Annotated in this window: 10 protein-coding genes; all 10 read left to right on the top strand. The window is 35.8% G+C overall.

Annotated features, from left to right (window positions below; genetic code table 11):
- Window positions 1–17 precede the first annotated feature (17 nt).
- The 10 genes from phoU to MCY_RS06730 all read left to right on the top strand — a co-directional run bounded on the left by phoU (window position 18) and on the right by MCY_RS06730 (window position 15,774).
- Window positions 18–734, top strand: a complete 717-nt coding sequence (phoU, locus tag MCY_RS06775; RefSeq protein WP_007347627.1) for a phosphate signaling complex protein PhoU — start codon at window positions 18–20, stop codon at window positions 732–734.
- A 981-nt stretch (window positions 735–1,715) separates the two neighbouring features.
- Window positions 1,716–2,552 (top strand): cell wall hydrolase, encoded by an 837-nt coding sequence (locus MCY_RS06770; RefSeq protein ID WP_007347626.1) that lies wholly within the window; start codon window positions 1,716–1,718, stop codon window positions 2,550–2,552.
- Between the two features lie 174 nt (window positions 2,553–2,726).
- Window positions 2,727–4,004, top strand: coding sequence for an aminopeptidase (locus tag MCY_RS06765; protein ID WP_007347625.1), 1,278 nt, complete (start codon window positions 2,727–2,729; stop codon window positions 4,002–4,004).
- 265 nt (window positions 4,005–4,269) lie between these two features.
- Window positions 4,270–5,145, top strand: a complete 876-nt coding sequence (gene mutM / locus MCY_RS06760) for a bifunctional DNA-formamidopyrimidine glycosylase/DNA-(apurinic or apyrimidinic site) lyase (RefSeq protein WP_007347624.1) — start codon at window positions 4,270–4,272, stop codon at window positions 5,143–5,145.
- An 86-nt stretch (window positions 5,146–5,231) separates the two neighbouring features.
- Window positions 5,232–6,626 carry a M20/M25/M40 family metallo-hydrolase gene (locus tag MCY_RS06755; RefSeq protein ID WP_007347623.1) on the top strand — a complete coding sequence of 465 codons (1,395 nt, stop codon included), beginning with the start codon at window positions 5,232–5,234 and terminating at the stop codon, window positions 6,624–6,626.
- Complete coding sequence (locus MCY_RS06750; protein ID WP_007347622.1) at window positions 6,619–7,239, top strand: ribonuclease D; 621 nt, start codon at window positions 6,619–6,621, stop codon at window positions 7,237–7,239. The genes MCY_RS06755 and MCY_RS06750 overlap by 8 nt, the downstream gene beginning before the upstream one ends.
- 802 nt (window positions 7,240–8,041) lie before the next feature.
- Window positions 8,042–8,353, top strand: coding sequence for a hypothetical protein (locus MCY_RS06745; RefSeq protein WP_007347621.1), 312 nt, complete (start codon window positions 8,042–8,044; stop codon window positions 8,351–8,353).
- Between the two features lie 1,491 nt (window positions 8,354–9,844).
- Window positions 9,845–10,678 (top strand): outer membrane protein, encoded by an 834-nt coding sequence (locus tag MCY_RS06740; protein WP_007347620.1) that lies wholly within the window; start codon window positions 9,845–9,847, stop codon window positions 10,676–10,678.
- Window positions 10,679–11,015: 337 nt separating this feature from the next.
- Window positions 11,016–11,885, top strand: a complete 870-nt coding sequence (locus MCY_RS06735; RefSeq protein WP_007347619.1) for an outer membrane protein — start codon at window positions 11,016–11,018, stop codon at window positions 11,883–11,885.
- 2,143 nt (window positions 11,886–14,028) lie between these two features.
- The gene (locus MCY_RS06730) at window positions 14,029–15,774 is read left to right on the top strand and encodes an outer membrane protein (RefSeq protein ID WP_007347618.1); all 1,746 of its coding nucleotides are present in this window, start codon (window positions 14,029–14,031) and stop codon (window positions 15,772–15,774) included.
- The last annotated feature ends 16 nt before the right edge of the window (window positions 15,775–15,790 follow it).

Genomic DNA, 15,790 nt, shown 5'->3' with positions numbered 1-15,790 from the left:
ATTAAGGAGTATAAGATATGTCTATGAACCATACTGTCCGTTCTTATGATGCAGAACTAAAATATTTAAAAGCAAGAATTACAGAAATGGGGAGCCATGCAGAAAGAATGATTGAACGTTCTATCGCATCGGTTGTGTGTAGTGATCTTCAACTTGCAACGGCCGTGATTGCCGATGATGTGTTTTTAGATGAAGCAGAACGTGACATTGATGAAAAAGCGGTTGCTATTATTTGCAAACGTCAACCGATGGCTGTTGATTTGCGTGAAATTATTGGAGCTATTCGTATTTCTTCTGATCTTGAGCGGATTGGGGATATGGCCAAAAACATTGCTAAGAGGACTGTTGCACTTTCAGAAATCCGTCAATCCGCTTCCTTTTATCATGGACTTGAAACCATTACAGCTTTAGCACTTAATCAATTAAAAGAAGTTTTAAATGCTTATACGAGTCGCCTATTAGAACGCGTTGATGCTGTACGTGAGCGCGATGAAAAGATTGATGCTTTATATACTTCTCTTTTTCGTGAACTTTTAACGTATATGATGGAAGATATGCGCAATATTACAGTTTGTACGCACTTACTGTTTTGTTTAAAAAATATTGAACGAATTGGTGATCATGTTACCAATATTGCTGAAATGTTGCATTATATCATAACGGGTTATCATATGTCTTTTGATCGTCCTCGTGATGATCTTACTTATAAAGTTGGGATAGATGAGAAAAAATAGATTCAAATTTTTCTTCGGTGTGTAAAATTAAGCTTATAGATATATTAAGAATTTTTTAAAGTACAGCTATACTATAAGCCATATAAAGATAGTTTATGTTTTTTCATATTCACTGATAGGTCTGAATATTATAGGATTCTCTCATTCCAAACCTGTTTTATGTTGAAGCAATAAAATCATACTTTGACGCGTCACAAGTACGGTTAGCATGGGGGTAAAACACTACAAAAAAGAGTAAAAATACCTCTTAATAAATACTCTCAAGTACTAAGGGCTGTAGCAACACCCAAGAGATGGGAAATAATGTGATGGTGCTGATTTTCTTCTTCATAAGCATAAAAATAAAGGTGCTTTATAAATTTTATCTTATTCATGGAGGGCTTTATCGTTATAATCTTCATGGGCGCTGACGTGAAATAGATATGACAAACCTTAAGATATGTCTTTGTAAAAAGGAAGAATATGAGAGATATATTATGAAAAATTACAAAAAAGCAAAAAAGGTTTTTCAAGGTAGCACGGAAGATTGTTAACTCTTGATTTGATATATTTATATATTGAATGATATTATCATTCAAATTGTGATTGGGGGAAAATTTTCTAAAGAAATTTTTTTTTCTGATTATTTTTTTAAAGTTTATATTAAAGGGGATATCTATATTATTTTTTCAATATTGGTGTCAGTCGTACTCAAATCTTTTTCATATGTAGAATGAGTGGAGAGTATTCGAGAAACATATGATTTATTGGGATTGCAACATGAAGATTATTATGATCTATGTTTTCCTATGAAGAGCAAAAATATTGATCTATAAATTAAGAGTTTTTTATTTTTTATTTTGCATAGATGTTTTTTATAGCTGCTTGTATTAGTATTTTACTGAGTAGTAACACTTAGTTGTGTACTTTATTTAAGCATACATTTAAAGCTCATTTCAGAATTTGAATAGCTTAGAGATTAATAGGAATATATTACATAAGATGAAAAAAAATCATTGGAATGTTTTTGTTACTTGTTGCATAGCACCATTAGTTGTTGTGGGCTGCGCTGCAAATCATTTAGATACTAGAAAAGAAAATAATGATAAGACAAAAACAGTTCCGTATCCATTAACAGAGCGCCAATGCCTTATGCGAGCGATGTATTTTGAATCAAATCGTACAAGCCGTGAAGGAATGATTGCCGTTGGAACGGTTGTTATGAATCGTGTTAATTCAACTGCCTTTCCTAAGACGATTTGTGGTGTTGTTGGTCAATATAAGCAGTTTGCTCCTGGTGTTTTAACGCGTCCTATGACGGAGAGAGCATCTATTGCTCGCGTGAGAGAGGCAGCTGATGCTGTTTTACGGGGTGAACGAGATAAAAAAGTTAAACACGCTAAGTTTTTTCATACGGCTGGTTTGTCTTTTCCTTACAGAAATATGCACTATGTCCATGTTGCTGGAGGAAATGCTTTTTATGAAAAACGATCACGTGATGGGTCTCTTCAAGTTCCTACGAATAATCGCCCTTATGATGTTGCTTATGCTTTTGCTCAAGAACGTTCTAGTAATGCGCCAAGCTTTATGGATGAAAGTTTAGAAAGTAGGGGAATAAGAACAGAAAAGGGGGCATCGCCTTCGACACAGGTGGCACAGTCCAAGATATTACATCCTACGCCTTTTGCTGTGGTACAGCTTGATAAAGTTCCCATTCCCACCTATGCACCTCAACATCTAGTTAGGAGAGAGGAAAATAAGTCGATTATGCCATTGCCTTCATCAGATCAGTTAAATGCAATTGTTGCAATGTTAGAAAAACGGTACATAAGCCGATAATTTTTGCATAATAAAAGAAAGATTCGTTGTGATTTATGAATTAAAGGAACCCTTTAGCAATAATGACACTCACAAATATAGATGGAGGAAGTAATCTCAGAGGATCTTGGAAAACAATTTAGAATATGACGACGTAAAGAACGTATTTTATTTAAATAAAGAAGGGTATTGGTGATGTGCTTTGATATTCATAAGACGATTTCGCCTGAAATGCTTAATCGTCTTGCAGAAATTACGGTAAAAGTGGGACTGAATTTACAAGAGGGGCAGGATCTTATTTTAACTGCTCCAGTTTCAGCATTACCTTTTGTTCGACGTATTGCGTATCATGCTTATAAAGTTGGTGCTGGTATCATTACACCAATTTTTAGTGATGATCTGTTATCACTTATACGTTTTGAAAATGCTCATACGGCTAGTTTTGACTGTGCTCCTTCTTGGCTCTATGAGGGGATGGCGAAGGCTTTTGAAAATGGGGCTGCACGTTTAGCGATCGTTGGTGATAATCCTTTGCTCCTTTCCAATCAAGATTTTGATAAGGTTGCGCGTTTGAATAAGGCTACTTCGTTAGCTTACCAGCCTGCTCTCAAAAAAATATCGAATTTTGCTGTCAATTGGTCGATTGTTGCTTACCCAACAGCAGGATGGGCTGAAGCGATGTTTCCTTCTTTACCCCTTAATGAGGCGATTAAGAAATTAGCTGATGCGATTTTTTCTGCTTCACGTGTTACAGAAGAAGATCCGGTGCGTGCGTGGACTGTCCATAATGAAACTTTGAAGAAACGGTCATCTTGGCTTAATGAGCAGCGTTTTTCTGCTTTGCATTTCACAGGGCCAGGGACTGATTTAACGGTTGGTTTGGCAGATGATCATGAATGGCATGGTGGTGCATCCATTGCTCAAAATGGTGTTGTTTGTAATCCTAATATTCCAACAGAAGAAGTTTTCACGACTCCTCATGCTCATAAGGTTGAAGGCTTTGTTCGTTCAACAAAGCCCCTTTCCTATCAAGGGACAGTGGTTGATAATATTGAAGTGCGTTTTGAAGCGGGGCGTATTGTTGAAGCCTGTGCATCAACAGGCCAGGAAGTTTTACAGAAGGTTTTGCAAAGTGATGAGGGTGCAAACCGATTGGGCGAGGTTGCCCTTGTGCCTCATTCTTCACCAATTTCTAAGAGTAACCTCCTTTTTTATAACACCTTATTTGATGAAAATGCTGCATGTCATATTGCTTTAGGACAGTGTTATTCCAAATGCTTTTTAGGTGGAGAATCATTGACGTCAGAAGAGATTGCAGCACGTGGTGGTAATAAAAGTGTCATTCATATCGACTGGATGATTGGTTCTGGTGAAATTGATATAGATGGCATTACTCATGATGGTATAAGGGTTCCTGTATTTCATAAGGGTGAATGGGCTTCATCCTGTTATGCCGTAAACACTGTCATTTGAGATGGGAGGGTCTGTAAGCTTCCTTGACACTTGAAGTGTTTTTAGAGTACGTGGAAGGCAGGGCTTTACTGTAGATCAGTGAAGTAAATCGCATGAATAGGAAGCCAAGTAAAATGCACTCAATAAGAATCTGAGTTTTTTACAAAGCAAATCTATTGAGATATTTCATTTTTTTATGAGGAGAGAAAGTAAATTTACCAGTGATACGATTAGAAGTTACATAAATTATTATAAAGTGCATAACATAAATCATTAAAGAAGAGTAATGCCTGAGCTTCCTGAAGTAGAGACAGTTCGTCGTGGACTTGAGTCTGTAGTAACTGGTGCAAAGATAGTATCTGTCAAACTTAATCGTAGAGATTTGCGCTTTCCTTTTCCTGAGGCTTTTTCTGAGCGCCTTATCGGCAGGACAATTATAGAACTTGGCCGGCGTGCAAAATATTTATTATTTCATCTTTCTCAAGATGAAACAATTTTAAGCCATTTAGGGATGTCTGGTTCATGGCGTATAGAGAATGATTTTTTAAGAAAAACTTTTTCAACGACCAGTAAATTGGTTAAGCATGACCATTTTGTCATGGATATCCATACAAGGAATGGTGAAGTTTATCATCTTATTTATAATGATGTGCGTCGCTTTGGGTTTATGCTTTTAGTCGAGACGGACAAGCTTTATGAACATCCACTTTTAAATAAGTTAGGGCTTGAACCTATGAGTAACTCGTTTTCTGGTCGTTATTTACAAAATGCTTTTGTTAATAAAAAAATTTCTCTCAAAGGCATTTTACTTGATCAGTCTATTGTCGCAGGACTTGGAAATATTTATGTTTGCGAAGCACTTTGGAGGAGTCGTTTGTCTCCACAACGTGGTGCATTTACATTGGCATTAAAAACGGCCCGTGCACGCGAATTTGCAGATTCCTTAGCGCAGAATATACGCAATGTAATTTCCGAAGCTGTTTTATCTGGAGGCTCTTCGTTACGTGATTATATGCATATTGATGGTTCACTTGGTTATTTTCAACATACTTTTTCAGTTTATGGACGAGAAGGTAAAGAATGTTTGGAATGCGGAACGCCTATTCTACGTATTTTACAGGCTGGACGTTCAAGCTTTTACTGCTCACAGTGTCAAAAATGAATAAGGTGTCTTGCAAAATTCTACAAGAGGCTTAAAGTCAGTTTTTTTACAATTATTATGAATATACAAGGCTTGAGAGTTTTTTTATGTTGAATAAAGTACTAACACATCTTGATGAGAATATGGAAAAGAGCCTTGAACGCCTTTTTTCTCTTTTACGTTTTCAATCGATTTCTACAGACCCAGCTTATAAGGATGAATGTCGTCAAGCAGCTGATTGGTTAGTAGAAGATTTAAAAAGCATTGGTTTTGAGGCTTCACGCCGCGATACACCGGGGCATCCAATGGTTGTTGGGCATCACCCAGGACCTTCAGATGATTGTTTGCATGTGTTATTTTACGGACATTATGATGTTCAACCTGTTGATCCACTGAATTTATGGGAGGGTGACCCATTTTCACCTTCTTTAAAAGAAAGAGATGGAGAACAAGTTATTTGTGCTCGTGGAGCTTCCGATGACAAAGGTCAGCTCATGACCTTTATTGAGGCGTGTCGTGCGTTTAAGAAAGAAACAGGACAGCTACCCATTAAAGTTACTGTTTTATTTGAGGGAGAGGAAGAAAGTGGTTCTTCTTCTCTTGTTCCTTTTTTAAAAGAAAATAGGGATGAGCTTAAGGCTGATTATGCATTGGTTTGTGATACAGCAATGTGGAATACAGATACACCATCTGTTTGTATTGCTCTTCGGGGTATTTTAGGAGAAGAGGTCACGATTACAGCAGCCAATCGTGATTTGCATTCTGGTGCTTTTGGAGGGGTTGCAGCTAATCCTATTCATATTTTAACGAAAATTTTAGCAGGACTTCATGATGACAATGGTCGGATAACGCTTCCAGGTTTTTATGATGGGGTTGAAGAAACACCTCCGCATATTTTACAGTCATGGAATGAGCTTAATTGTACGGTTGAAAATTTTCTTGGTCCTATAGGACTTTCCGTTCCTGTTGGTGAAAAAGGGCGGAGCATTTTAGAACTTGTATGGGCGCGTCCTACAGCAGAAATTAATGGAATTAGTGGTGGGTATGAAGGAGAAGGAATCAAAACGGTTATCGCTTCTCAAGCGAATGCGAAGGTATCTTTTCGTTTAGTGCATAAACAAGATCCAGAGAAGATACGCCAAGCTTTTCGTCATTACGTGAACAGCCTTGTTCCTTCTGATTGTAGTGTTAAATTTAAGGAGCATGGTGGTTCTTCTGCGATTCAAATTCCTTATGATTCACCTTTTATTGAGGCAGCAAGAGAGGCTTTATCGCAAGAATGGAGCAATCCTGCTGTACTTGATGCTATGGGGGGATCAATTCCGGTTGTTGGAGATTTTCAGAAAATTCTTGAGATGGAATCTGTTCTGGTTGGATTTGCATTATATAATGATCGTATTCATTCTCCCAATGAAAAGTATAATTTAAAATCGTTTCATAAGGGGCAGCGGTCTTGGGCGCGTATTCTTGCAGCTTTCGCAAATAGGAGGATAAATGGCTGAGATTCGTGTTCATCAAGGTGATTTACCAAACTTAGACAATTATAAAACTGATGCTATTGCAATTGATACCGAAACTTTAGGGTTACAACCGCATCGTGATCGTTTATGTGTTGTTCAGCTTTCTTCTGGAGATGGTACTGCTGATCTTATACAGATTGCTAAAGGACAAAAGAGTGCGCCTAATTTGGTCAAGCTTCTTGAAGATAATACAGTTATCAAAATATTCCATTTTGGGCGTTTTGATCTTGCTGTTTTAGCGCATACATTTGGTGTTATGCCAGAAGCTGTTTTTTGTACAAAAATCGCTTCAAAACTCACGCGTACTTATACAGATCGTCATGGCTTGAAAGAAATTTGTAATGAATTGCTAAATGTGAATATTTCTAAACAGCAACAATCTTCGGATTGGGCGGCAGAAACGTTGTCACAGGCACAAATTGAATATGCTGCATCAGATGTGTTATATTTGCATCGTTTAAAGGTTATATTGGAAGAACGTTTAAGACGTGAAAAGCGAGAAAGTGTTGCCAAAGCATGCTTTCAATTTTTGCCTATGAGAGCTAAACTCGACCTTTTAGGGTGGGCGGAAGTTGATATTTTTGCGCATAGCTAATTTTAAGAATTGGCTTTTAAATGAAGTTAATTATTGATGCGAGAGGATAAAATGCTCATAATGCCGAACATTTTTTCCTCTTATCTTTTCTGATAAGAGTTATAATATCATTCTTAAGTACTGTTTCTTTAAAGTTTAGGCAATAAAAGACCATTTATGAATTCATATTTTTTGTGTTTGTAACAGCTTTTATTTGAAAAAAGCAGTTTTGAGGAGAAGCTTGAAACACATGGTAGATTAAAGGCTTTAATATATAAAGGTAACCACAATGATATTGAACAATGCAAAGAACGATTTTTGGAAAAATGTTTTAGAAATAAGTCAGCAGTAGCGCTTTTTATTAAATCAAAATGTTACAATAGTTTTGTATTTAAACGACTTCATAAGAAGCAATTTCTTTTTTGAAGTGTTTTATCCATATGTCAACTTTATTTATGATGTGTAAGCAAATAATTTTGCTTAATGCATCATGAATAAAGTTTGAAATAAAAGAATCTTGCGATATTTAGGGGGCTAATCCAATAGGAATGTATTTTAAATTATAAATAAATCAATATATTGAGGTAGGATTTATGTAGTTTATTATCCTTAGAGGATACTTCATATCTTTAATTTATTTTCAAACAAGTGATTTCTATGTTTGCAGAGCAGGACAATTTGCATTTATTTTAAAATTAAAATCTTCGAAAGCTTTGTTTTTAAGGATTCTCATTTTTTATCTATAAACATATTATTTTTTCTGGAAACTTTTAATGAAAGCACTAGATAAAATTCATTATGGATATTTTATGAGGTTAGATTTATGAATATAAAATATTTTATGACAACTTTTGCTACTTTTGTTTCAATTTCTGTAGCTCAGGGTTCTCCTTTTTTGTCTTCTCAAAAGTTTATACAGAATACATCTGCTTCGAGAGATCACTTTTTTGGTGAACAGCTTAGCAAGATTTTATCTGAAGTTTTTCAAATAGAACTTTCTTGCGGAAATAACGGCCAATGCTTAACATCAGTTGAGTTGGTACCTGTATCATACTCTGGTAAAAAAAGAGGCCAGAATCCTAGAGGGAGAAGAGGACGGCCAAGCCTATTTACACGAGGTCCAATGAGTTTTTAAAAAGTAAGAGAACAACATTAAGAAATGTAACATATGCTTGGGAGTTGAAGAAGTAAGATGTTTTTATCACTTAAAAAGTGGGGGGTATTTGTTTGCAAAGGGGATTCTGATTGTGCACTATGAGGACCAGAAATAGTGTTCGAAAAAGATATGAGTAGGTAGATGTTGGTAAAGAGTACACAATATAAGGGCAATCGCTCGTTATAAAGTCCGTGAATTTAGACGAATATAATCTGTAGATTTAGGGTTACTTTATTAGGTTGTAAATACGGTCATTTTAGCTGGGGTTATATAAGTCATATAAAGCTCCTTGATAAATTCTTTTAGAGTAGGGAGTAGGGTGTGTTGCAGAACTCGTTGAAAGAGTCTTTAATTTAAGTGAATTACATGAGTAGAAACCAAAAAAAATTCAGTTGACAAGAATCTAGGCTGTCTAGTGACAGGATGTGAAAGGATATTTCGTACAAGTTGAGGAGTAACTAGATTAATGATTGACTTTTGATTTTTGATAGGTGTTTCGACGAGGTTAAAAATATTTTGATCTAAATAAAAGAAAATATTTTTTCTGCCAGAGTGTTTGCCAAATTCATGCTTTTTAAAGAAAGTATGGGTTGAGAACTTTAAGAAAGACCTTTTATCTTTTCAGATTTAAAGAGCTTTTTATATAAGTTTCAATGTTTATCACATCAGCGTTTGGTCTTATAAGCGTTTTTTTATAATATAGTCTATAAAAGAGTACAAGTAAGACTGAAGTTGTGAACAAAGCTCTTCTAAGTTTAAGAGAAGCAAAAAAATGGTCAAGATTTAAAAAAACAATAAATGCCTAAAAAACAAAGAGCGTGCATGAGAAAATTTTATGGGGTCTTGTTGCAATTCATGGAGTATTGGAAGTCTTGTTTGTGCGATACAAGCATGCTTTTCAATGATGAAAAAACAATCAAATAGCTATTCAGATTTGGTGATGCGAAAGGTGAAGCTAAAAATGTTATTTGTAGCATTTCAATGGAAAAAGAGTGTTTGCCTGTTCTCAATATTATAACAGTCTTCGTTGTTCTTGATATTGAGAGTGTTCATAAAAGACATGCTTAGTTTTTTGTAACTATTTTATCCTCACACACTTGCTTGTTTGTAATGTACATAGGAATGATTTTGGCTCCTTTATAGTAAAAAGAGCATCTTTAATATTGCAGATGAAATATAAACGACATTATCAAATATAATATTTTCCATAATCAATAGCATAGACTTTACAGATAGGGGTGGGATGATGCAGTTTTTTGGGAAATTTATAAAGGAAGAGTAAATGTGATAAGAAAACGACATTATGCATTAGCATAGTTTAATTTTCATTTATTACGGATCAAACAATTAAGGGTGTGGTGATTAGCTTTTTGTTTTTTTTATGAGTGTATCATTTTTACTACAGATATCTGGAGAAGGGGCTCTATATGAAATGACGTGTTCAAAAATATTCAGCTATGGAGAGAAAATATGAATATGAAATGGTTAATAACAGCTTCTGCTTTCGCTTTTGTTGCAGCTTCAGCGGCGCAGGCAGCGGATGTTATTGCTCCTCCGAGTCCAACACCTGTTGCTCCCGTTATTGTTGCCCCATCTTTTTCTTGGACAGGTTTCTACCTTGGTGGGCAGATTGGTGGTTTTTCGGGTAAAACGAAAATGGATATTCTCGCTAACGGAAAAAAGATTCCGGTGAGTGATGATTTTTTGCCTAAACTATCTGGTTTCATGGGGGGCATTTATGCAGGTTCCAATATCGATCTCGGCAATGGCCTTATTTTAGGTGCTGATACAGATATCATGTGGTCTAATAAAGATGATACGAAGACAGGAAAAACATATGTTATTACTCTAGATCATGCAGATTATATTAAGAGGATGTTAAAAGAATCTGGAATTAATATTGGTGAAGATGCACTTAAAAACGGTGTTAAACGAACACATAGTTTCACTTTTAAAGAAAAGTGGGCTGGCGCAACACGCGTACGTATTGGTTTTGCAGCTGAGCGTATCATGCCTTATGTTGCTGGTGGTATTGCTTATACACAGCTTCAAGATAGTGTGTTGATTTCAATAACGGATAAAGATTCAGATAAAGTAATCGCTTCTGGTACTTTATCTGATGAAAAAAAGACTCTTGTTGGTTACACTCTTGGTGCTGGTGTTGATTTAGCAATGACCAATAATATTATTGTTCGTGCGGAATATCGTTACTCAGATTTTGGTAAAAAGAAATTCTCAAATGATAAATATGAGACTTCTTACAAAACCAATGATTTCCGTGTTGGTGTTGCTTACAAATTTTAACAGATGGCCGGTTAAATAATAAAAAGGCTCTGTCTTTGACAGAGCCTCTGTTATTTTTCTGTTGCTATATTATCACATATCCCATATTTATTGTGGGTGTGGAAAGGTATTATTCAGATTTTCTTAAATAAGTTTTTTTCATAAAGGAAAAAATAATCACATTTAAAATCAATGGGTTATTTTTACATTTAATTTATAGTTTTTCATGCAAAACAAAGCAATGAAGTGGTTTTGTTTTGGGTCCCCTCTCCATTTTCTATGACTGTATCATTTTTACTACAGATTTTCTTTTTATAATTTTGTAACACTGCCTCATAAATAAATTAGGAGCAAAATTATGAATACAAAATCGTTAATAGCGACTTCTGTTGTCGCGTTTATTTCAGCTTCTGCGGCACAAGCTGCTGATGTTATTATTCCTCGTGAAACAGCCCCAGCAGTCATCGCGGCAGTCCCTTCATTTTCTTGGACAGGTTTTTATATCGGTGGTCAAGTTGGCAACTTCTCAAGCAAAACTAAAGTAACTAGTTCAGGAGAAGACAAAGAACTTTTCAAAAAGGATAACACACCTACACCTTCTGGTTTCATAGGTGGTATTTATGCAGGATCTAACGTAGATCTCGGCAATGGTATCATTTTAGGTGTTGAAACTGATGCAGTTTGGGCAGGCCGTGAAGAAACAAAAAAAGTCGGTGAATTGACTCTTACAGAGGATCAAGCAACAAAATTTAATACTGCCCTGGAAAAAGCTAAAGTTGAATTAAAAGATGATCAACGGTTTAAAGCCCAAGACAAACTAACGAAAACGCATAGTTACAAAGAAAAATGGTCTGGTGCAACACGTGTTCGTATCGGTTTTGCTATTGTTGACCGTGTTATGCCTTATATTGCCGGTGGTATTGCCTATGCACAGGTACAGGGCATTCAATCCGTTGCAGGAACAAGAAATCAAACTGTTAGTCAAGAGAAAGCTCAGAACGATCAGCCGAGCCAGGTAGTTTTGACTGGTGGTACTTGGGCTAATGATACCAAAACAATGGTTGGTTTCACTATTGGTGGTGGTGTTGACTTTGCAATGGCAGATAATGTTCTGTTGCGTGCAGAATATCGTTACTCCGATTTTGGTAAAAAGAAATTCGCAAATGATGAATATGAATTCAGCTACAAAACCAATGATTTCCGTGTTGGTGTTGCTTACAAATTCTAATTTTATCAAAATAAAATCGATAGGCACAAAAAAATATGAAGTCCTCGTTAAACGAGGACTTTGTTTTATTAACCATCTATTTTAATCTCTCTTAATTCCTTTTATTTTTATTATATCATTTTGTATTATAAGACTTCAAAGAAAAAAGTTTGTCTATTTCTTTTAATTTAGCTTTATATTTTTCAAAAGTATTTAAAACAATGTTTTTATAAATAATGAGCCTGATAAATAATAAAGATGACGCATTGTCTTGTGTTTTTATTTATTGCATCTTGCAATGGGGCAATATATTGATTTATAAAAATAATTAATCGTTTTTTATGTTGAATGAGAGTCCTGAGCATTGTAGAATACACTCATTTAAAATTTATTTTATGTTGAATCAATCAAAATCGTTGTATCACTTTCTTGTGACGTTACAAAGGGGGCTAATGTGGGGGTAAAATACTAGAAAAGATGTAAAAATGTCTCTTAATACTTTCAAGTGTCAAGGATTATCGGCAACATTTGAGAGTTGGCGAAATGTGTGATGGTTCCGACTTTCTCTTTTATTAAGCATAAAGATGGTCGTGCTCTATAAATTTTATATTATTCATGAACAAATACTATTACATTACGAACATTGTTGCACCACAAGAAACATTATGAAATGGACTTGAGAGGTTTGAGATATGCCTTTTTAAAGTAAGCGCATGAATTGGCAATACAAGTATATTTCCCATTTGAAGCATTCTGTTTTGCATTAGGAGCGAATCTCATTAAAGAATGCAATAAACAAAAGTGTGAAGCACATGTGTAATCTTCGTTTTTAAAAAGACATTGCTCTAGAGGTTTTCGAAAATCATAAAGCCGAATTAAAGGAGGACAACAAGATGGGAAGTGGTTTTCGTTTTTGTGTCTTTATATTCTTCTTAAATTAGGCTGCATTCTCGTTTCAGAGATTACAAACAGAGATACGCAATACCATTTTTCTCCTATCTGGCGTACAAAGGCTGATATAGCTTGTAAAACATGAAACTGTTTCAATCTTTGTTTCTAACATACGGCTGCCTTGGGATTATAGGTTGATTTACAGGCAACGACAAAAGCACGAGCCTTGTTAGAAAAACAACGCCATAAAGCACAAAACGTACCGACAATAGATTGGAGAAATATTCTAGATTTTGATCAAACACTGAGTCAAACAATAACCACATAACATATCTGGCTTTACACTTACTTATCTCTACAGGGATCACACCGCTCATGCAAAATAGAATGCCCTAAACAGAGTATACTTTTTTGCGTATTCATACATTTATTTAAAAAAAATATTTCTCAAGGTATATCATACACACTTCATGTCAGTATCCGTGAATGGAATAAAATGATAAAGCTACAGTATAATATAAAATTCATTGAATATCACACCTTTACACTTAATAAAAAAGAGTAGGCTGAATAAAATAGCAACTTAGCAGATCATATACTTGGCATTATCATACACTTTGCTAGCCACCAATGTGCGGATAAACTGTGGCTGTTAAGAGTGTTCATAGAGGCACTTCTAGTCTTGTTTTAATGTTTTTTATACACACGAATCCTGTTGTGGCATATAAGATACAGGGTTTTGGTTAAATTACCATAAACAGGTTTTAAATGAGAGAATTCTACAATATTAGGCTTTTTCATTTAACATAAAATAAGTTATCTTTATAAATCAGAATGATGTAAAAGAATGGAGATATTTTCCCAAATAATCTAAAGTTTTTTATGAGTATTTTATTTGATGAAATTCTGATGGTATTTGGTTTTAAAAAAGGCAATGATTGGTTTCACAGTTTGGGCTAGCGTTGATTTTGTAATGATAGATAATGTTCTGTTGAGTCCAGAATACCGTTATTTAGATTAGCTAAAAAGAAATTTGCAAAGAATGTTGTCATTAACAGTCATGTAAAAATTTAATGGAAATAAATCCAATTATTAATACACATAATTTTTAGTGTAATTTAGTTTATAAATTCTCATTGGATTCAACACTAAATAGTTAAGAAGCTTTATTTTAAAAAATTCTTTATTTTTTTGTGAGTGTGTCATTTTTGCTACAGATCTTTCAAAAAAGATGCTCTATATACATGTCATTTTGGATATTTGGAGAGATTTTATGAACACAAAACGTTTAATAACAGCATCTGTTTTTTCTTTAATTTCAGCGTCTACAGCATTAGCTGCTGATGTTCAGATTCTTCAACAACCAGCATCATCGACTTCCTCTGCCATTGTTGTACCTACTTTTTCATGGACAGGTCTTTATTTAGGTGTTCAAGCTGGTGGTTTTTCGAGCAAAGCTGATCTGGCGCTTATTGATCAAGATAAAAGTTTTCCACTGGATAAAGAGGTCTCTCCTAAACTTTCAGGTTTTATCGGTGGTTTTTATGCAGGTTCTAATATTGATCTTGGTGATAACTTCATTTTTAGTATCGATACAGATTTAATGCTATCTGGGAAAAAACACACAAAGACTATTACTATAGGTGCAGCTGATAGCACTACAGTAGAGAATACAGTAGGAAGATCTCGCAGATCAGCAGCATCGGCACCTCCGGTAGCGAAACCAGTTGCAGCGAAACCAGTTGCAGCGAAACCAGTTGCAGTGAAACCAGTTGCAACGAGACCAGCTTCACCAACTCAGCTACTAAAAGCAACAGGGAACTTACCAAAAGGATCGACAAAAAGTGTTAGTCCCGCAACAGGAGAAAAATCAGTGGAGGGGAGCGTAGCATTGGGCTCGCCAACACCTGCAGGACCACAAACTTCCTCTAACGAAGTGACAGAATCTCAAACAAAATCAGTGGGAGATACAGCGTTAAAGAGTTCAGCACAATCTGCTCCTGGATCTAAACCGGGATCCTCCGACACTGGAACAAACAGGATGCAATTAACGTCATCGGTAAGTGGGGTAAGTGGACCGCAACCAGTTGCACCTAAGCCATCATCCTCCAACACAGAGGCTGGAGCTTCAGAGCGATCAGCATCACTCTCGTTGGCAAGATCAGACACAGGCGGACAGCAACTAGAAGCGAGAGTAAATGAATCCAGAACCTCTGTAACATCAACTCCCGTTCAAACGGTTGAAAAAAAACCAGTATCCTTAAGTGTTTCATCAACAGGAACAGAATCAAATCGGCCAATAGTAAAAACAGCAGCAGAAAAAACAATACCGAGTGCGGGACTAAAATTAGCGAGATCAGGAGCATCTGGATCAGAAACAAACGTTTCCAATGGAACAGGTGGAGCCCAACACGGAGGTCATTCTAGTGCCTATGGTAACGGAAGTAATGCTAATCCGCACGGCTCACATCACGGACATGGTTCTGGTAGTTACCCACACGGTACTCACCCACATGGTGGACAGAGTGTGGCTGGACATGGCGCACAAAGCGCCCAAGTGGCAGAGAATAAGAGCGATTCCAGTGTATACGGTGTAGAACAGATGAAAAAGGTAGCTTCTGAGCTTGGTCTTGACCAAGAGGATGAAGTTGAAGCTTTAAGCCACACTTTCAAACAAAACTGGGGTGGTGCTACACGAGTACGGATCGGTTTTGCTGCTGATCGCTTTATGCCTTATCTTGCTGGTGGTATTGCTTATGGGCAATTCCAAGACACTGTATCAATATCGGTTAAAAATGAAGATGGAGGCGCCATTTCTTCTAAAAATCTAACCGATGAAACCAAAACAATGATTGGTTACACTATTGGTGGTGGTATTGATTTCGCGTTGCTGGATAATGTGATTGTACGTGCAGAATATCGTTACTTCGATTTTGGTAAAAAGAAATTTGCAAAGGAAAAATTTGAAGTTAATTACAAAACCAATGATTTCCGTGTTGGTGTAGCTTACAAATTCTAATCTTTTTTTAAAGTAA

Origin of the sequence: Bartonella rattimassiliensis 15908 (assembly GCF_000278215.1) — a bacterium.
GTDB classification, from domain to species: domain Bacteria; phylum Pseudomonadota; class Alphaproteobacteria; order Rhizobiales; family Rhizobiaceae; genus Bartonella; species Bartonella rattimassiliensis.
The sequence above is the reverse complement of the archived record's forward strand: the minus strand, read 5'-3'. Positions and strand labels throughout refer to the sequence as shown.